The 17,811-nt window shown below is 31.9% G+C and carries 17 protein-coding genes; 13 read left to right on the forward strand and 4 right to left on the reverse strand.

The window, feature by feature from the left end; genetic code table 11:
• Nucleotides 1-301: 301 nt before the first annotated feature.
• Complete coding sequence (gene murQ / locus KLA_RS06120) at nt 302-1,117, reverse strand: N-acetylmuramic acid 6-phosphate etherase (protein WP_034644578.1); 816 nt, start codon at nt 1,115-1,117, stop codon at nt 302-304.
• A gap of 138 nt (nt 1,118-1,255) precedes the next feature.
• On the opposite strand from murQ, the gene KLA_RS06125 reads away from it, so the two are divergent.
• Both KLA_RS06125 and KLA_RS06130 read left to right on the forward strand, forming a co-directional pair.
• Nucleotides 1,256-2,980 (forward strand): glycoside hydrolase family 3 protein, encoded by a 1,725-nt coding sequence (locus tag KLA_RS06125; protein ID WP_084470685.1) that lies wholly within the window; start codon nt 1,256-1,258, stop codon nt 2,978-2,980.
• Nucleotides 2,981-2,983: 3 nt separating this feature from the next.
• A complete protein-coding gene (locus KLA_RS06130) occupies nt 2,984-4,060 on the forward strand; it encodes an anhydro-N-acetylmuramic acid kinase (protein WP_034644579.1) in 1,077 nt (358 codons plus the stop codon).
• A gap of 3 nt (nt 4,061-4,063) precedes the next feature.
• Here KLA_RS06130 and KLA_RS06135 read toward each other — a convergent pair whose 3' ends face one another.
• Nucleotides 4,064-5,305, reverse strand: a complete 1,242-nt coding sequence (locus KLA_RS06135) for a multidrug effflux MFS transporter (RefSeq protein WP_262486354.1) — start codon at nt 5,303-5,305, stop codon at nt 4,064-4,066.
• Nucleotides 5,306-5,431: 126 nt separating this feature from the next.
• Between KLA_RS06135 and udk the strand changes: the two genes are divergently transcribed.
• The 11 genes from udk to KLA_RS06190 all read left to right on the forward strand — a co-directional run bounded on the left by udk (nt 5,432) and on the right by KLA_RS06190 (nt 15,911).
• Nucleotides 5,432-6,040, forward strand: a complete 609-nt coding sequence (gene udk, locus KLA_RS06140; RefSeq protein ID WP_013619826.1) for a uridine kinase — start codon at nt 5,432-5,434, stop codon at nt 6,038-6,040.
• A 7-nt stretch (nt 6,041-6,047) separates the two neighbouring features.
• Nucleotides 6,048-6,380 carry an FtsB family cell division protein gene (locus tag KLA_RS06145; protein ID WP_013619827.1) on the forward strand — a complete coding sequence of 111 codons (333 nt, stop codon included), beginning with the start codon at nt 6,048-6,050 and terminating at the stop codon, nt 6,378-6,380.
• A complete protein-coding gene (locus tag KLA_RS06150; RefSeq protein ID WP_034644580.1) occupies nt 6,373-7,737 on the forward strand; it encodes a methylmalonyl-CoA mutase subunit beta in 1,365 nt (454 codons plus the stop codon). The genes KLA_RS06145 and KLA_RS06150 overlap by 8 nt, the downstream gene beginning before the upstream one ends.
• Nucleotides 7,730-9,877 carry a methylmalonyl-CoA mutase gene (scpA, locus tag KLA_RS06155; RefSeq protein ID WP_034644581.1) on the forward strand — a complete coding sequence of 716 codons (2,148 nt, stop codon included), beginning with the start codon at nt 7,730-7,732 and terminating at the stop codon, nt 9,875-9,877. The genes KLA_RS06150 and scpA overlap by 8 nt, the downstream gene beginning before the upstream one ends.
• Before the next feature lie 190 nt (nt 9,878-10,067).
• Entirely contained in the window at nt 10,068-10,841 is a 774-nt protein-coding gene (locus KLA_RS06160) for a ParA family protein (RefSeq protein WP_034644607.1), read from the forward strand.
• Nucleotides 10,841-11,746: a ParB/RepB/Spo0J family partition protein gene (locus tag KLA_RS06165; protein WP_013619831.1), complete on the forward strand. Its 906-nt coding sequence runs from the start codon at nt 10,841-10,843 to the stop codon at nt 11,744-11,746. Before KLA_RS06160 ends, KLA_RS06165 begins: the two co-directional genes overlap by 1 nt.
• Nucleotides 11,739-12,386: a DUF5683 domain-containing protein gene (locus KLA_RS06170; protein ID WP_034644582.1), complete on the forward strand. Its 648-nt coding sequence runs from the start codon at nt 11,739-11,741 to the stop codon at nt 12,384-12,386. Before KLA_RS06165 ends, KLA_RS06170 begins: the two co-directional genes overlap by 8 nt.
• 2 nt (nt 12,387-12,388) lie before the next feature.
• Entirely contained in the window at nt 12,389-13,090 is a 702-nt protein-coding gene (gene dapB / locus KLA_RS06175; protein WP_034644583.1) for a 4-hydroxy-tetrahydrodipicolinate reductase, read from the forward strand.
• A 102-nt stretch (nt 13,091-13,192) separates the two neighbouring features.
• Nucleotides 13,193-14,887, forward strand: a complete 1,695-nt coding sequence (gene lepB / locus KLA_RS06180) for a signal peptidase I (RefSeq protein ID WP_034644584.1) — start codon at nt 13,193-13,195, stop codon at nt 14,885-14,887.
• Between the two features lie 84 nt (nt 14,888-14,971).
• Nucleotides 14,972-15,604 carry a WbqC family protein gene (locus KLA_RS06185; RefSeq protein WP_013619835.1) on the forward strand — a complete coding sequence of 211 codons (633 nt, stop codon included), beginning with the start codon at nt 14,972-14,974 and terminating at the stop codon, nt 15,602-15,604.
• The gene (locus KLA_RS06190) at nt 15,597-15,911 is read left to right on the forward strand and encodes a DUF6122 family protein (RefSeq protein WP_013619836.1); all 315 of its coding nucleotides are present in this window, start codon (nt 15,597-15,599) and stop codon (nt 15,909-15,911) included. Before KLA_RS06185 ends, KLA_RS06190 begins: the two co-directional genes overlap by 8 nt.
• Here the strand turns inward: KLA_RS06190 and KLA_RS06195 are convergent.
• Both KLA_RS06195 and KLA_RS06200 read right to left on the reverse strand, forming a co-directional pair.
• The gene (locus KLA_RS06195; protein WP_235183523.1) at nt 15,894-16,745 is read right to left on the reverse strand and encodes an endonuclease/exonuclease/phosphatase family protein; all 852 of its coding nucleotides are present in this window, start codon (nt 16,743-16,745) and stop codon (nt 15,894-15,896) included. The two genes, KLA_RS06190 and KLA_RS06195, sit on opposite strands and share 18 nt — an antisense overlap.
• 182 nt (nt 16,746-16,927) lie before the next feature.
• Nucleotides 16,928-17,809, reverse strand: coding sequence for a rhomboid family intramembrane serine protease (locus KLA_RS06200; protein WP_034644585.1), 882 nt, complete (start codon nt 17,807-17,809; stop codon nt 16,928-16,930).
• Between the last annotated feature and the right edge of the window lie 2 nt (nt 17,810-17,811).

The raw sequence follows: 17,811 nt of genomic DNA on the forward strand, positions 1-17,811 counted from the left end.
TCTATAAAAGTACATTATACAACAGTTAACGCCATATAACACAACTTTAAACAGTAAGTAATTAACTACAAAAATAAGAACATTTTTTAACTTTACAACCTAAAAAACAAAGAACCTAAACCACTATATTTTGTTTTATTTACAACATAAGTAAAACAAAAAACACAGTAACCCATATATTTATAATGTGTTACTGTGTTTTTAAACTTATTGTTTTTTTGATGTATTGCTACTAAAATTATAAAACGTAATGCAAATGCACCTTTTTCATTTATAACTTTAAAAAATAAATTATAAATGATTATTTTTTATAATACTCTACTGCTTTTTTTACTGATCCGTACTTTTTAAGTAAAGTTTCAGCTTCTGTATAAGGAATATTTAACTCTTCAACTACATAACGAGCTCCACGGTCTACCAACTTATCATTACTAAGCTGCATATTTACCATTTTGTTTCCTTTAACCCTACCTATTTTTATCATTAATGCTGTAGAAATCATATTAAGCACCAATTTTTGTGATGTTCCACTTTTCATACGTGTGCTACCAGTTACAAACTCAGGACCTACCATAACCGCAATTGCAATTTCTACAGCTTTTGTTAGTGGTGAGCCTGGGTTATTAGTAATACAAGCTGTTAACAATCCGTTTTCCTTAGCTCTTGTTACGCCTCCTATTACATAAGGTGTTGTACCAGATGCCGCAATACCCACAACGGTATCATTCTGGTTAATGCCGTAAGCTTGTAAATCTTTCCAAGCTTGCTCTTTATTATCCTCTGCATTTTCTACCGGCAATCTAATTGCTGTGTCGCCACCCGCTATTATACCTATAACTTTGGTGTGTGGCAATCCAAAAGTTGGCGGTATTTCAGAAGCATCTAAAATACCCAACCTTCCACTAGTTCCTGCACCTATATAAAATAAACGCCCTCCCTTATTAAAGCGTTCTGTTAATGCATCTACCAGTTTTGTAATCTCAGGAATACATAATGCAACAGCATCTGCAATTTTTTTGTCTTCATTATTCATACTAGTTAAAATGGTACTAGTATTCATTAATTCTAAATCTGTATAGTTTGATGAAGTTTCGGTAACTTTAGTGTAGTCTAACATGTATTATGTGTGGTTGTTATTCTAAATTTTTATCAAATTTAACCCTTTTTATCTTTTTTAATTAGTTTTTTTTAAAAGTCGATTTAATATCAACCTATAAAAAACCTATTTTAGCATAACAACTTACATTATTACATTATGCTTAATTACCCTAAAATTTTATTTGACTTAAAAACCAACAAAATTTCTTTTTTTCTTGTATTAATTTTATTTATCAGCTGCAACAATACACCTAAAAAAGCAGCTATTACCCAAAATGAAAAACCAAAAAGTTTACACGTAATAGAAGCTTATGCAGCAGCTACAAAACAACTTACAACAGCAGAAAAAATTGGACAACTTTTTATGCCTGCTGCTTATATTAACGACACTGAAGAAGAAATTGTAAAACTAGAACAACTTATAAAAGACCAAAACATTGGTGCGCTTTGCTTTTTTAAAAGTAGAACTAGCGCAGCTGCTAACAACGACGCACAAAATAAAAGCGACACACTTAGTTTAAACAGATTAAAATCTTTAATAAAAAGATACCAAAAAGCTGCTAAATACCCTTTGCTAATTGCTATTGATGCAGAATGGGGATTGGCAATGCGTGTAGACAATACTCCGCAATACCCTTATGCTATTACACTTGGCGCAATGCAGAATAAAGATTCTCTGATATATGAAGTTGGCAAAAACATTGCTAAAGATTGTAAAGATGCTGGTGTACATTGGAACTTGGCTCCAGTAGTAGACATTAATAACAATCCTAAAAACCCGGTAATTGGCTATAGGTCTTTTGGAGAAAACAAAGAACTAGTAACTAAAAATGCCATTGCTTTTGTTAATGGTATGCAAAGCCAAGGTATTATTAGCTGTCTTAAACACTTTCCAGGTCACGGAGACACAGCTACTGACTCGCACATTGGATTGCCTGTAATAAATAAGTCCAAAGAAGCTTTATTAGCAAATGAGTTATACCCTTTTCAGCAACTTATAAATAACGGAATAGAAAGCGTAATGATAGGCCATTTGGCTGTACCTTCACTAACCGAAGAAAAAAATACACCTACTACCCTATCTAAAAAAACAATAAAAGGACTTTTAAGAGGAGAAATGAATTTTAATAATGTAGTAATTTCTGACGCCTTAAATATGCGTAGTGTATCTAAACTATACCCTACCAAAGGAGAATTGGAGTGGATTGCCTTTGATGCTGGTAATGATGTACTATGTTTTGCAGAAAATACTAAAGAAGGTATTGCTACTATTTTAAAAAATGCCACAGAGCAACAAATTGAAGAAAGCTTTAAAAGAGTGTGGCAGCTTAAAGAAAAAGCAATGAATACTGTTGTTAGTCCGTCTAAAGAGTATTACACTTCAAAAAGTTTAAACACAAAATTAGCTGCAGAAAGTTTAACTGCTGTTAAAGGTGATACCAATACTATTACTAATTTTAAGTCTGATGGATTTGCTGGTATTGAGATAACTAGTAATAAAGAGAATCTTTTTTTTAATACGATAAAAGAAGAATTAAAATTTACTAGCTACAACACAACCACAACTACAGTATCTAAAATAAAAGAAGCTGTAAAAACTGAAGAAAATATAGTTGTAGCTTTATATCCGCCAAGTATTAAACCTAAAAATAACTTTGGAATTTCTGATAATGAATTACAGTTATTAACCAATTTAATGGCTACTAAAAATGTAATACTATATGTATTTGGTAACCCTTATGTACTAACTACAATAGATACTAGTAATGCTAAAAATATAATAGTTGCATACCAAGACTTTCCTGTTTTTCAGGAATATGCTGCTGAACATTTTTTAGAAAAGGTAAATGCTAAAGGAAAACTATCCGTTTCAATAGATTAATTTATGCATACATACAACGTAATAGGGTTAATGTCTGGCACGTCTTTAGATGGTTTAGACCTTGCGTATTGTCAGTTTTTAAAAAAGGATAAAGATTGGGAATTTAAAATCCTAAACACAAAAAGTGTAGATTATACGCCTCAATTTAAAGCGCAATTAAAAAATGCTATAAATTTAGCTGTTCCAGAGTTTACAGATCTGCATAACTTTTATGGCTCTTGGCTAGGGGAACAGGTAAATTTATTTATTAAAGACTATAATTTACAAGTAGACTTTATTGCTAGTCACGGACATACTACACACCATAAACCAGAAAAGGGTTTTACTTTACAAATTGGATCTGGACAACATTTGGCAAATGTCTGCGGCATAAAAACTATTTGTGATTTTAGAAGTAATGATGTTGCCCTTGGCGGACAAGGTGCTCCGTTAGTGCCAATTGGCGATATGCTCTTATTTTCTGAATATGATTTTTGTCTTAACCTAGGAGGTATTAGCAATGTATCATTTCAACAAAACAATAAAAGAGTAGCTTATGATATAGGCATAGCTAATATGGCCTTAAACTATATTACCAATAAAATAAATTTAGCTTACGACAAAAATGGGGAACTCGCTAAAAGTGGTGTTTTAAATAAGGAGTTATTTTATACTTTAAATAACCTAACTTACTACAAACTACCTTACCCAAAATCTACAGGATTTGAGTGGTTTAAAAAAGAAATTATTCCTGTTTTAGAAAACACTAAAGACACAACAGAAAATATTTCACACACTTTAATACAGCATATATGTAGTAGCATTTCTAATGATTTATTGGCTGCATCTACAAAAAAAAATAACACATTATTAGTTACTGGAGGCGGCGCTTTAAATGGCTTTTTAATGAATACTTTAAAAAGTAAATTAGGAACTAGTTTTACAATAGATACCACATCTAAAACTGTAATAGAATTTAAAGAAGCATTAATTTTCGCTTTTATGGGAGTATTGCGTCATTTAGAGCAACCAAATGCATTAGCCTCTGTTACTGGTGCTAAAAAAGATTCTAGTTGTGGTGTAATATATATTCCGCAGTAAAACTTATTTAGACAAAGCAGCTGTTCTTGTTTTTTTAATAAGCATAAATATAAAAAGAGATAAACTACCACAAACAGCTAAACCTACAAACAAAGGTAATACTGTTGTATGCACATAACTACCTATTAGGGTTGCTATTGGTATAGATATTAAAGTAGACACAAAACCATTTATAGCAGCACCAACACCTGCAATATGCCCAATAGGCTCCATTGCTACCGATCTAGAGTTACCCCAAATAAACCCTAAACAAAAAAACTGTATTGCTAAAAAGCCTATTAAAATTGGTAAAGGTGGGTTTGCTGCACCCCAAAATAAAATAGAATATGTTATACTTATTACACAAAACAAACTCAGTGCAATAAAAATTAATCTTCGCATTCCAAAGCGTAATACCAATGTACCATTTAAAAAAGTTGCAGAACCTATAGATACTGCCAAACCAGCAAATATATACGGAAACTCATTTACCAAGTTAAACTGATCTTCAAAAATATGTTGAGCAGCACTTAAATAAACCAAAAAGGCTCCAGTAATTAATCCAGATATTAATGTAAAAGCAATAGTTTCCTTATATTTTACAAACTCCTTTAATCCATCTAAAAAAATAGACCACGTAAACGGAATTTTAAATTCTGGCTTAAGCGTTTCTTTTTGTCTTTTCCAAAACCAAATAGATACAATTAAAGCAAAAAATAATTGCACATAAAATATAGCTTGCCAATTGTACATATTTAATACAGTTTTTCCAACCGCTGGCGCTACAACAGGAACTAAAATAAAAAAGGCCGTTACAAAAGACATTATTTTTGCCATATAATCTCCTTTGTACATATCTCTAATTATAGAAATTGTAATAGTTCTGGGTGCAGACAACCCTATTCCTTGAAAAATACGGCCAACTATCATAACCTCTAAAGATGTTGCATTTACGCAAACAATACTAGCTACAGTAAATATGGTAAATCCTGTATACACTATTGGTTTTCTACCATAACTATCTGATAGCGGTCCAAAAAACAATTGACCAACACCTAAACCCAAAAATATCATTGTAATTAACATCTGATTTTTTGTGGGGTCAACACTATTTATAGCTTCTCCTATATAAGAAATTGCAGGTAACAAAGCATCTATTGCTAAAGCCACAATAGACATTAACGATGCCATTAAGGCTACAAATTCAAACTGTTTTTTTGAAGAGTTTTTTTGCATCCTGCAAAAATAACTTACTTGCTTTAAAATAACAGGCTAACAACATTAAATTTTAAGTTAAAGTAAGTGCGTTTAACGTAATAAAATCAATACTAAACGTAATAATCAAAAATATATAATTGCAAAATTGTATTTTTGACAAAAAAAATTAAATTTATGTTAATAATTGGGATAGCTGGTGGTACTGGTTGCGGAAAAACAACTGTTGTAAACCAGATTATTAATGAATTACCAGATGATGAAGTATGCGTAATTTCTCAAGACTCTTACTACAATGATCTTTCTCATTTACCATTAGAAGAAAGAAGAAAAACAAATTTTGACCACCCGCTTTCTATAGACTTTAAATTATTAAAGCAACATTTAGAAGAATTAAGACAAGGTAATACAATACAACAGCCTGTATATTCTTTTTTAGAGTGTAACAGAACAGCAGAAACTGTGCCTACAGAGCCTAGAAAAGTAGTAATTGTAGAGGGTATTTTAATTATGACAGATCCTGAAATTAGAAAAATGATGGATATTAAGATTTTTGTACACGCAGATTCTGATGAGCGCTTAATTAGACGTATAAAAAGAGATGTTAATGAACGTGGCTGGAATTTAGATGAAACTCTAGAAAAATACCAAAGCACTATTAAACCAATGCATGCAGAGTTTATAGAACCTAGTAAAGAGTATGCAGATATTATTATACCTAACAACAAACACAATACAGTTGCTATAGATATTGTACGTACCATTATAAACGAAAAATTAGTGTAACTTTTAGATGATATTTAAAAAGCTTAGAAATAAAAAATGGTTTGGTATAGCTACAAATATGTATGTGCTAGTACTCACCGTTTTTGTTATTTGGATGATTTTTTTTGATACAAACTCGCTCTTTATCCACAACGAATTGCAAAACCAAATTGAAAGTTTAGAAAAGCAAAAAGAATACTTAAAGGATGAGATAGCAAGGGATAAAAAAATTATTGAAAAACTAAGCGACCCTAAAGAGTTAGAGAAATTTGCTCGTGAACAATACTTTCTTAAAAAGAAAGATGAAGAAATTTATTTAATAGAATACCAAGACAGCATAAAAACTAAAGAAGATGAGTAAAACAAAATTATTTAATGATTTTTCTGAAGTGACTACCAAGGAATGGAAACAAAAAATTCAGGTAGATTTAAAAGGTGCTGACTATAACAACACACTAGTTTGGAAATCTCCAGAAGATATTAAAGTTAAGCCGTTTTATAACATAGATGATTTAGACGGAAAAACTACAAATATTAATACTCCAGATTGGAATATTGGTCAGGCTATTTTTGTGCAAAATGAAAATGCTTCAAACAAAAAAGCCTTAGATGTATTAGACAGAGGTGCAGAAGATTTAATTTTTACCATACCAAATGATAGTATTAAGATTGATGTGCTTTTAAAAAACATTGATCTTAAAAACAGAACGGTTTATTTTTTCTTTCAGTTTTTATCATCAGAATATATTAGCAAAATTGATGCATTTACCAAAGACCAATCTGTAACCGTACATTACAATATAGATATTATTGGTAATTTAGCTAGCTCTGGAAACTGGTTTTACAACCTTGCTAAAGATCACCAAGAACTAGATAAAATTGCTACAATTACCAGCGCTAAAAATACTATAGGTGTAAACGTTAGCACATACCAAAATGCAGGCGCAACAATGGTACAACAGCTAGCTTATGCAATGGCACACGCAAATGAGTACTTAAATCATTTTAAAAACAGTACCATTCCTAATATAACATTTACTGTAAGCGTATCTGGCAACTACTTTTTTGAAATAGCAAAACTTAGAGCTTTACGTTTATTATGGAAAACACTAACTTCAGAATACAACACAAATGCAGACTGTACTATTTTAGCTCTGCCTAGTAAACGAAATAAAACGTTGTACGATTATAATGTAAATATGCTACGTACAACTACAGAATGTATGGCAGCAAGTATGGGTGGTGCAAATACAATTTACAACTTAGCTTATGATGCTATTTACCATAAAGATAATGAGTTTGGAGAACGTATTGCACGTAACCAATTACTTATTTTAAAAAAGGAAAGTTATTTAGATGTGGTAAACAACCCTGCAGATGGTGCATATTATATAGAGTCTCTAACGCATCAATTAGCAGAAAAAGCGTTAGAACTTTTTAAATCTGTAGAAGCAACAGGCGGGTTTTTATCAAACTTAAAATCTCATCAAATACAGAAAAAAATAAAAGAAAGTGCCGCTAAAGAACAAGAACTTTTTAATACAGAAAAAGAAGTTTTGGTTGGCACCAATAAATATCAAAATAAGGAAGACAAAATTAAGGAAGACTTAGAGTTATACCCTTTTGTAAAAACAAATGCACGTAAAACTTTAATAGAACCAATTATTGAAAAGAGATTGGCAGAAAGCCTAGAACAAAACAGATTAAAAGATGAGTAGAAAAGATTTACAACACTTAGAACTAAATATAGATAACAGTGCTAAAAAATCTGATACTTCAATTTTTAACACTGCAGAAGGTATTCCTGTAAAAAAAACATACACTAAACAAGATTTAAAAGGCGTAGAACATTTAAACTTTGCTGCTGGTTTGGCTCCAAACTTACGGGGCCCATACTCTACTATGTATGTGCGTAGACCATGGACAATAAGGCAATATGCTGGTTTTTCTACTGCAGAAGAGAGTAATGCTTTTTACAGACGTAATTTAGCTGCTGGCCAAAAAGGGTTATCTGTTGCTTTTGATTTACCTACGCATAGAGGGTATGATAGTGACCACGAACGTGTAGTTGGAGATGTTGGTAAAGCTGGCGTTGCCATTGACTCTGTAGAGGATATGAAAATTTTATTTGGTGGTATTCCGCTAGATAAAATGTCGGTTTCTATGACTATGAATGGTGCTGTTTTGCCCATTTTAGCGTTTTATATTGTTGCTGCACAAGAACAAGGTGTTGCGTTAGACCAATTAGCAGGTACTATACAAAATGATATTCTAAAAGAGTTTATGGTGCGTAATACATACATTTACCCACCTACACCATCTATGCAAATTATTGCAGATATTTTTGAGTACACTAGCCAGTTTATGCCTAAATTTAACAGTATAAGTATCTCTGGCTACCATATGCAAGAGGCTGGTGCAACAGCAGATATAGAACTTGCTTATACCTTAGCAGATGGTTTAGAATATATTAAAACCGGACTAAAAACTGGTATGGATATAGATAGTTTTGCTCCTCGACTATCTTTCTTTTGGGCTATAGGAATGAACCATTTTATGGAAGTTGCAAAACTACGTGCTGGCCGTATGCTATGGGCTAAACTGGTAAAGCAATTTAACCCAAAAAATCAAAAATCTTTAGCATTACGTACACATTGCCAAACTAGTGGTTGGAGCTTAACAGAGCAAGACCCATTTAACAATGTTGCCAGAACCACAATAGAAGCTGCCGCTGCTGCCTTTGGAGGTACGCAAAGTTTACACACCAATGCTTTGGATGAAGCAATTGCTCTACCAACAGATTTTTCGGCTAGAATTGCACGTAACACACAAATTTACTTGCAAGAAGAAACTAAAATTACAAAAACGGTAGATCCTTGGGCTGGTAGTTATTATGTAGAAAAACTTACTGAAGAAATTGCACAAAAAGCTTGGACACTAATTGAAGAGGTGGAAGAATTAGGGGGTATGACCAAAGCTATAGAGGCTGGTATACCTAAAATGAGAATAGAAGAAGCCGCTGCAAAAAAACAAGCTCGTATAGATAGTAATGAAGATGTAATTGTTGGTGTAAATAAATACCAATTAGAGAACGAAGATGATTTACACATTTTAGAGGTAGATAATGAGCAAGTACGCAAGCAACAAGTAGAGAGACTTTCACAAATTAAAAGCACCAGAAATGCTAAGTTAGTTACGCAAGCTTTAGAAAATTTAACTAAAGCTGCCCAACAAAGTAAAAATAACACTACTAGTAAAGAGCCTAATAAAAATTTACTAGCTTTAGCTGTAGAAGCTGCTAAACACAGAGCAACATTAGGAGAAATTAGTGATGCTTTAGAAAAAGTTTATGGCAGACACAAAGCAAAAATACAATCATTTACAGGCGTGTATTCTAAAGAAATTAAAAACGATGAAAGCTTTAAAAAAGCTTTAGCAATGGCAGATGCTTTTGCTGAAACCGAAGGAAGAAGACCAAGAATTATGGTTGCTAAAATGGGACAAGATGGTCATGACCGTGGTGCAAAAGTAGTTGCTACTGGTTACGCAGACTTAGGTTTTGATGTAGATATAGGTCCACTTTTCCAAACACCAGAAGAAGCTGCCAAACAAGCCGTAGAAAATGATGTACATATATTAGGTGTTTCTTCATTAGCTGCTGGTCATAAAACTCTTGTACCTGCAGTTATTAAAGAACTTAAAAAACACGGCAGAGAAGATATAATGGTAATTGTTGGTGGTGTAGTGCCTAAACAAGATTACCAGTTTTTGTTTGACGCAGGAGCTGTTGCTGTTTTTGGACCTGGAACAAAAATTAGTGATGCAGCTATTCAAATTTTAGAAATTTTAATGGCATAAATTTTTGCCCTTGTGTTAAAATAAAATGCGCTGAAAATGAGTTAAAAAATTAATATTTAACCGTAATTTTGGCGCTATAAAAACAAAAACAGCTGCGTATAGCTGCTTTTTATTTACAAACTATTAACAACTTCGGTTTTATATAGTCGTAAAAAAGTGTATTTTTAGCCTCACTAAACTTACTATGACAATGGGCAAAATAATAGCCATAGCTAACCAAAAAGGTGGAGTTGGAAAAACAACCACCTCTGTTAATCTTGCAGCTTCTTTAGGCGTACTAGAGAAAAAAGTACTGCTAATAGATGCAGATCCCCAAGCAAACGCAACTTCTGGCTTAGGTATAGATGTTGAAAGTGTTGAAGTTGGTACGTATGAATTGTTAGAGCACACCAAATCTGCTTCTGAAACAATTATGCCTACCACATCTCCTAATGTAGATTTAATTCCGTCTCATATTGACTTAGTTGCAATTGAGATAGAATTAGTAGACAAGGAACAACGGGAGTATATGATGCGCAAAGCAATTGGTGAACTTAAAGATAAGTACGACTATATTCTTATAGATTGTGCTCCTTCCTTAGGACTTTTAACGCTAAATGCACTAACAGCGTCTGACTCTGTTGTAATTCCAATACAATGTGAGTATTTTGCATTAGAAGGACTTGGTAAATTGTTAAATACTATTAAAAGTGTGCAAAAAATTCATAATCCAGAATTAGATATTGAAGGTTTACTACTTACAATGTTTGACTCTAGATTAAGATTATCTAACCAAGTAGTAGAAGAAGTTAAAAAACATTTCTCCGAAATGGTTTTTGATACTATTATACAAAGAAATGTTAGATTAAGTGAAGCTCCTAGTTACGGTGAAAGCATTATTAAGTATGATGCCAGTAGTAAAGGTGCTGCCAATTACTTAAATTTGGCAAACGAAATAATGAAAAAAAATAAGGAGAAAGTATAATGGCGAAAGCAACAAAAAAACAGGCTCTTGGTAGAGGTTTATCTGCCTTACTTAAAGATCCTGAAAATGATATTAATTCTGCTGATGATAAAAATGCAGACAAGGTTGTTGGCAATATAATTGAATTAGATTTAGATTTAATAGAAGTTAACCCTTTTCAGCCAAGATCTCATTTTAATGAAGAAGCTTTAGTAGAACTTTCTACATCTATAAAAGAACTAGGTGTTATACAGCCTATTACTGTACGTAAATTAGAATTTAACAAGTACCAACTTGTTTCTGGTGAACGTAGATTTAGAGCTTCTAAACTACTTGGTTTAGAAACAATACCTGCATACATAAGAATTGCTAACGACCAAGAATCCTTAGAAATGGCTTTGGTAGAAAATATCCAAAGGCAAGACTTAGATCCTATAGAAATAGCATTATCCTACCAAAGATTAATAGACGAAATACAACTTACTCAAGAAAAAATGAGTGAGCGTGTTGGTAAAAAAAGATCTACCATAACAAACTATTTACGTCTTTTAAAATTAGATCCTATTATACAAACCGGAATTAGAGATGGTTTTGTTAGTATGGGCCACGGTAGAGCATTAATAAATGTTGAGAAAAAATCTGATCAGATAGATTTGTACGAGAAAATTGTAGCCAATAATTTATCTGTAAGAGAAACTGAAAAAGCTGTAAAAGAACACCAAGAAGGTGGTAAGTCTGCAAAACCTACTGCAAAAAAAACTACTAAATCTCCAGATTTTGTAAAAGAAGGCTCTGCTAAAATAGAAAAACATTTAGCCACCAAAGTAGCCGTAACTGCTACAGAAAAAGGAAAAGGAAAAATTACAATTTCGTTTACTTCTGCAGAGGATTTTGATCGATTAAAAAAATTAATTACTGGTGCTTAAAAACCTAACTACTATACTATTTTTTAGTTTTTTTGTTGCTTTAGGTTGGTCTCAAGATCTTGAAAAACCTAAGCAAGAGAAAGATTCTATTGCGCAAGATTTAAAAGGTAAAGGTGTACTTGTAGATGAAGCTTTTGTAATTAAAAATCAAAGAATAGACCCTTTAGAACCAAGTAAAGCAGCTTTTTATTCTGCCATATTACCAGGTTTAGGACAAGTTTACAACGGAGACGTTTGGAAAGTTCCTTTGGTCTACGCTGCAATAGGTACTGGTGTATATGCATACAGTTTTAATAACAAGCAATACAACAGAACCAGGGATGCTTTTAAAAGAAGAAAAGCTGGTTTTATGGATGATGAGTTTTATGCCTTTAATGGGCAAGAAATTGACCCAGGAAACCCAAGGTTAGATGATGATGATTTACAAAGAGCACAAGAACGCTACCAAGAAGACAGAGATTTATCACTACTAATTACAATTGGACTTTATGCTTTAAATATTATTGAAGCCAATGTAAAAGCACATTTAAGACAGTTTAATGTTGATGACAACCTTAGCTTTAACATTAAACCTTATTTAGAATACAACACTATTACAGCAGATCCTAATTATGGTTTTGCTCTACAAATAAAATTTTAAGTATGAATATAGCTTTGTTCGGTTACGGAAGAATGGGGAAAATGATAGAACAAATAGCCATTAATAGAAACCATACTATTGTTGCTAAAATTGATGCAGACACTACAGAAATAGACTTTTCTAATATAGATGTTGCTATAGACTTTAGCTTACCAGATGCTGCTTTTGGCAATATTGAAAAATGTATAAACAATAACACTCCTATTATATCTGGTACTACTGGTTGGTTAAACAGGTATGATGAAGCTGTTACGTTATGCAAGCAAAAGCAAGGTGCTTTTATTTATGCATCTAACTTTAGCTTAGGCGTTAATATCTTTTTTGAATTAAATAGCTACTTAGCTAAAATGATGAAGTCTTTAGAGCAGTACAATGTTACTATGGAAGAAATTCATCACACAAAAAAATTAGATGCCCCTAGCGGAACGGCAATTACACTTGCTGAGGGCGTATTAGAACACTCTAAATACAAAGGCTGGCAACTTAATAACGCTGATGAAAATCATATACCTATTGTAGCAAAAAGAATACCTGAAGTACCAGGTACACACACTGTAAGCTACAACAGTAAAGTAGATAGTATAGATATTACACATACTGCACACAACAGAGAAGGTTTTGCTCTTGGCGCTGTTATAGCTGCTGAGTGGATTGTAGATAAAACTGGTGTTTTTTCTATGAAAGATGTTCTGGAGCTTAATTAAAAGTTAAAAATCGACCGTAAGTTTACGGTTTTGCAAAAAATAATTTAGTTTTAAATATTAACTTTTAAAACAACAATAGGTTTTAAACCATAAAATAAAAAAATGAATATAACTCAGTGGATCATTTTTATCCTAATTATACAAGTAATACACTTTTTAGGAACTTGGAAATTATATGTAAAAGCAGGCAGAAAAGCTTGGGAAGCTGCAGTACCAGTATACAATGCTATTGTTTTAATGCAAATTATTAGAAGACCAAAATGGTGGGTTATTCTTCTATTTATACCTATAATTAACCTTTTAATGTTTCCTGTTATATGGGTTGAAACCATAAGAAGTTATGGTAAAAATAGCTTAATAGATACTTGGTTGGTGATACTAACACTTGGGTTTTACATTTATTACGTAAACTACGCATTAGATGTTAAATACATAGAAGACAGAAGCCTACACCCTACTACAGGATTGGGAGAATGGGTAAGCTCTATTGTGTTTGCTATTGTTGCTGCAACTTTTGTACACACTTATTTTATACAACCATACGTAATCCCTACATCTTCATTAGAAAAAACGCTTTTAGTTGGCGATTTTCTGTTTGTAAGTAAGTTTCATTACGGGGCACGCACACCTATGACTACAGTTGCCGCTCCTATGGTACATGATACATTACCAATTGTAGGATTAAAATCATACTTAAACAAACCACAATTACCATATTTTAGATTACCCGGTTTTCAAAAGATAAAAAGAAATGATATTGTTGTTTTTAGCTGGCCAGCAGATACAGTAAGGCAATTTTTTGTAAAAGAAAAGGGAGTAAGAAAACCAATAGACAAAAAATCTAACTACGTTAAACGTTGCGTTGGCGTACCAGGCGACACTATCTCTGTTGTAGATGGTTATGTACATATTAACGGAGAAAAAACAATTTTGCCAGATAGAGCTAAACCGATGTTTTTTCATGTAGTAACTACCAAAAATGCATTAGACAACAATGTACTTAACGCTTTAGGCAGAAAAAACTTTACTGGCTATACCATACGCATACCTAAAGAGGTTTTACAAAAAAACAATGTGCCAGAACTAATGGAAAAAGGCACAAGTTTAGATGAAATTAAACAAGATTCTGCTTATGTCTATTACACAGGAAGTTTTGCAAGTGATAAAATAAAAAACTATTTAAAAGCTGAAGACGTAAGAAATATGAACCTTTTTAACCTTACTGAGGCAGAAGCTAAAAAGATTCAGAAATTAACAGCTGTAGAAAGTGTTACTAAATTTAGCTTTAAAAAGCCATCAACAAAAATATTTCCACAAAATGCTAATTTAGCAGGAACAGAAGATAACTTAGGCCCTATTTACATTCCTAAAGCTGGTGCTACAATTAACTTGAACGCTAAAAACTTGCCGCTTTACAAAAAAATAATAACAGAGTATGAAGGCAATACTCTTGCACAAGCTGGCAACCAAATCACTATAAACGGTAGTGTAGCAGATAAGTATACTTTTAAACAAGATTATTTTTGGATGATGGGTGATAACAGACACCAATCTGAAGATAGTAGATACTGGGGCTTTGTGCCAGAAAACCATATTGTAGGTAAACCGGTATTTATTTGGATGAGTATAGATGGTATTAATGATGGTTTTGCAAACTGGAAACCTCGTTGGAACCGTTTTTTTACCACTGTTGGTGGCTCTGGAGACCCAGTTTCTTATTTAAAGTACTTTTTACTAATATTAGTAGCGTATTTTGCTTTTGACTATTTTAGAAAAAAGAAAAAGAAAACCAGTTAACAACACACTAAATAAAAATTACCAAAGGTGAAGATGTAGATTTACTTATGTACTCACCTTTAATTGCTTTAACATATAAATATAATGTCTGTTTTACTTCATCCTGGATATTTTTTAAATATTGCAAATTTTGTTGCTATAGCAAACAACAATGTATGTTGGGAAGTAAATGATAATTACCAAAAACAAACCTTTAGAAATAGGTCTTATATTTCTGCAGATGTAGGCAAACATATGCTAAACATACCTATAAAACACGTTGGCAAAGATAAAGGCAAGCAAAAATACAAAGATGTAAGGGTAGAAAATGATTATGCTTGGCAAAGACAACATTGGAGAACCTTAGAAACAGCCTACAGAACATCTGCTTTTTTTGAGTTTTATGAAGACGAAATTGCTCCGTTTTATGAAAAAAAACATAACTTTTTACTAGATCTAAATTTAGAAACCACTGCTCTAATTTGTGATTGTTTGCAAATTGATATGCCACAAGAGAAAACTACTACTTTTGAAAAAGAACCTAAAGACTATATAGATGGGCGCTTTTTAATATCATCTAAAAATAAAATAGACTTTAAGCAAGAAAATTATTTTCAGGTATTTAATGATCGTAATGGTTTTATAGAAAACTGTAGCATATTAGATTTATTGTTTAATGAAGGAACAAATGCATTGACCTATTTACAAAACCATAATATAGCATTTAAAAATGCTTAGATTCTGCTTACATTATGGTATACATTTTATAGCGCCTATTGTAATTGGTTATTTCTTTTACAAAGAGCAACGCTTAAGGGCTATTATAATACTTTTAGCTGCTATTTTAATAGATTTAGACCACTTACTTGCCACACCTATTTTTGAAGCCAATAGATGCAGCATTAACTTTCATCCATTACATACTTATTGGGCAATGGGTATATATATTTCTTTATTATTTTTTAAGAAAACAAGAATTTTTGGCATAGCATTATTACTACATATGCTTGCAGATTTTGTAGACTGCTTATTTATTAATTCTTAAATTAAAACTAGCCATTACAGGAAAATGGTCTGATAATTTATTATCATAATTTTTATGTGCGATAACTTCAAACTCTTTGCTCGCCAAAATAAAATCTATACGAACTGGGTAATATTTAAAGTTATAAGTTCTGCCATAAGCAGATCCTTTTTCATTAAAAGTATCTAATAAATCTCCCTTAATTGTTCTGTACACATTAGAGTATTGATTGTTATTAAAATCTCCGCAAACAATAGTTTTATATGGGTTTCCCTTTATATGCTCTTGTACAATTTTGGCTTGGTCTTGCTGCTTTTTAAAAGACTTTGTAATTCTACCGTATAATTTAGAAGACTCTTCATTAGAAATTGTCTCCATATCTGGCACAACCTTTAAAGACTCTAAGTGCAAATTATAAACCCTTATTGTATCGTTCTTATAAGCTATATCTGCAAAACTAGCAATGTTGTTTGTAAGCTTAAATGGCAACTCACCTGTGTTTAGTATTGGGTATTTAGAATATATAGCTTGGTTTACTTTATTTACATAAAATCCGGGTGCAACATAATTGTATTTATACCTGTGCTTCAATTGGTGGTAGCGAACCCTACTAAACTCTTGTATACAAATAATGTCTGGGTCTTCTTTCAGTACAAAGTCAATAATTTTATCTCCCAAAGCCTTATCACTAGACCATTCATATTTATTAAATCCTCTAGTATTGTAAGTCATTACAGTTAAACTAGTTTCATTATTCTTTTCTGTAGAAAAATTAAATTTTATAAATGAATCTACTAAAAAATAGCCTAAAAAAAGTACAAGTGCAGAAAGTAAAATTCTTTTATTTTTAGCCAATAGCCAATACAAGCAAAAAAGAATATTTACCAAGACCAACAAAGGCAATGACAAACTAAAAACTGATAAAAATGGAAGAATTTTGACCGAAACATATGGTGCTAAATAAGAGATACAAAGCAGTAATGCAAACAAATAATTGAGAACAAACACAAATCTGTTAAAAAAAGATTGCTTTTTCACTAGTCCTCTTTACCTGCTATAAATAAAAAATCTTTTTCTTCTTTAGATAAACTCTCGTATCCAGATTTGCTAATTTTATCTAAAATAGCATCAATTTTACGCTGTTTATCTGCTTTTTTACGGTCAACGTTAGCTGTGGTAGAGCCAATAGTTGTAGACTTAGGTTTTGCGCTTTTATAAACCGTTTTCATAGGCGCTTTTTTATCTTTCCTAAATAAATTTGCTATGCTATCCATAAACCTACCAAAACCAGCTCCTATATCTTTGCCATTCATAAGTTGCTTGGCGTAAAAATAACCTAATGCTGCACCACCTAAGTGACTCAGCATACCTCCTACATTTTGCCCATTAGACAACCTTAACAAATCTAAAACAACAATAATAACACCTAAATGCCATAATTTTAAATCTATAATTAGTAAACGTACAGTTTGGTTTGGCAAATAAGTACATACATAAATTAAAATTGCAGTTACACCTGCAGAAGCACCTATTAATACTCCATTCTGATTTAGCAAAGCAGGTATTGTATTATAGCCTATCATAAACAGAAACCCGCCTACTATTACGCCTAAAAAGTATACATTTAAAAACTTTTTAGCATCAAATAAATTTAAAAATGTTCTTCCAAAAAAGTATAGCATTAGCATATTCCAAAAAATATGACCAAAACCACTATGAAAAAATGAATAAGTTACTATAGACCAAGGTTGCAGAATAAAATCACCAATATTTTCTGGCAAATTAAACCAGTTTACAATGTTGGGCAATCTAAAAAGATTAACCAATATTAAATTAAGTAGAAAAATAACAACATTAATAGCTATTAATTTTTCAGCAATATTTAATCTTGCGTATTGATATTTTAAATCTCCGTTCATTT

This window comes from Cellulophaga geojensis KL-A, assembly GCF_000568425.1.
GTDB classification, from domain to species: domain Bacteria; phylum Bacteroidota; class Bacteroidia; order Flavobacteriales; family Flavobacteriaceae; genus Cellulophaga; species Cellulophaga lytica.

Coding starts and splice junctions, on each gene's coding strand:
- KLA_RS06200 (WP_034644585.1), bottom strand. CDS start 17,809: ATGAACGGAGATTTAAAATATCAATACGCAAGATTAAATATTGCTGAA.
- lepB (WP_034644584.1), top strand. CDS start 13,193: ATGAATATAACTCAGTGGATCATTTTTATCCTAATTATACAAGTAATA.
- KLA_RS06145 (WP_013619827.1), top strand. CDS start 6,048: ATGATATTTAAAAAGCTTAGAAATAAAAAATGGTTTGGTATAGCTACA.
- KLA_RS06185 (WP_013619835.1), top strand. CDS start 14,972: ATGTCTGTTTTACTTCATCCTGGATATTTTTTAAATATTGCAAATTTT.
- KLA_RS06165 (WP_013619831.1), top strand. CDS start 10,841: ATGGCGAAAGCAACAAAAAAACAGGCTCTTGGTAGAGGTTTATCTGCC.
- KLA_RS06150 (WP_034644580.1), top strand. CDS start 6,373: ATGAGTAAAACAAAATTATTTAATGATTTTTCTGAAGTGACTACCAAG.
- murQ (WP_034644578.1), bottom strand. CDS start 1,117: ATGTTAGACTACACTAAAGTTACCGAAACTTCATCAAACTATACAGAT.
- KLA_RS06125 (WP_084470685.1), top strand. CDS start 1,256: ATGCTTAATTACCCTAAAATTTTATTTGACTTAAAAACCAACAAAATT.
- udk (WP_013619826.1), top strand. CDS start 5,432: ATGTTAATAATTGGGATAGCTGGTGGTACTGGTTGCGGAAAAACAACT.
- KLA_RS06160 (WP_034644607.1), top strand. CDS start 10,068: ATGGGCAAAATAATAGCCATAGCTAACCAAAAAGGTGGAGTTGGAAAA.
- scpA (WP_034644581.1), top strand. CDS start 7,730: ATGAGTAGAAAAGATTTACAACACTTAGAACTAAATATAGATAACAGT.
- KLA_RS06130 (WP_034644579.1), top strand. CDS start 2,984: ATGCATACATACAACGTAATAGGGTTAATGTCTGGCACGTCTTTAGAT.
- KLA_RS06190 (WP_013619836.1), top strand. CDS start 15,597: ATGCTTAGATTCTGCTTACATTATGGTATACATTTTATAGCGCCTATT.
- dapB (WP_034644583.1), top strand. CDS start 12,389: ATGAATATAGCTTTGTTCGGTTACGGAAGAATGGGGAAAATGATAGAA.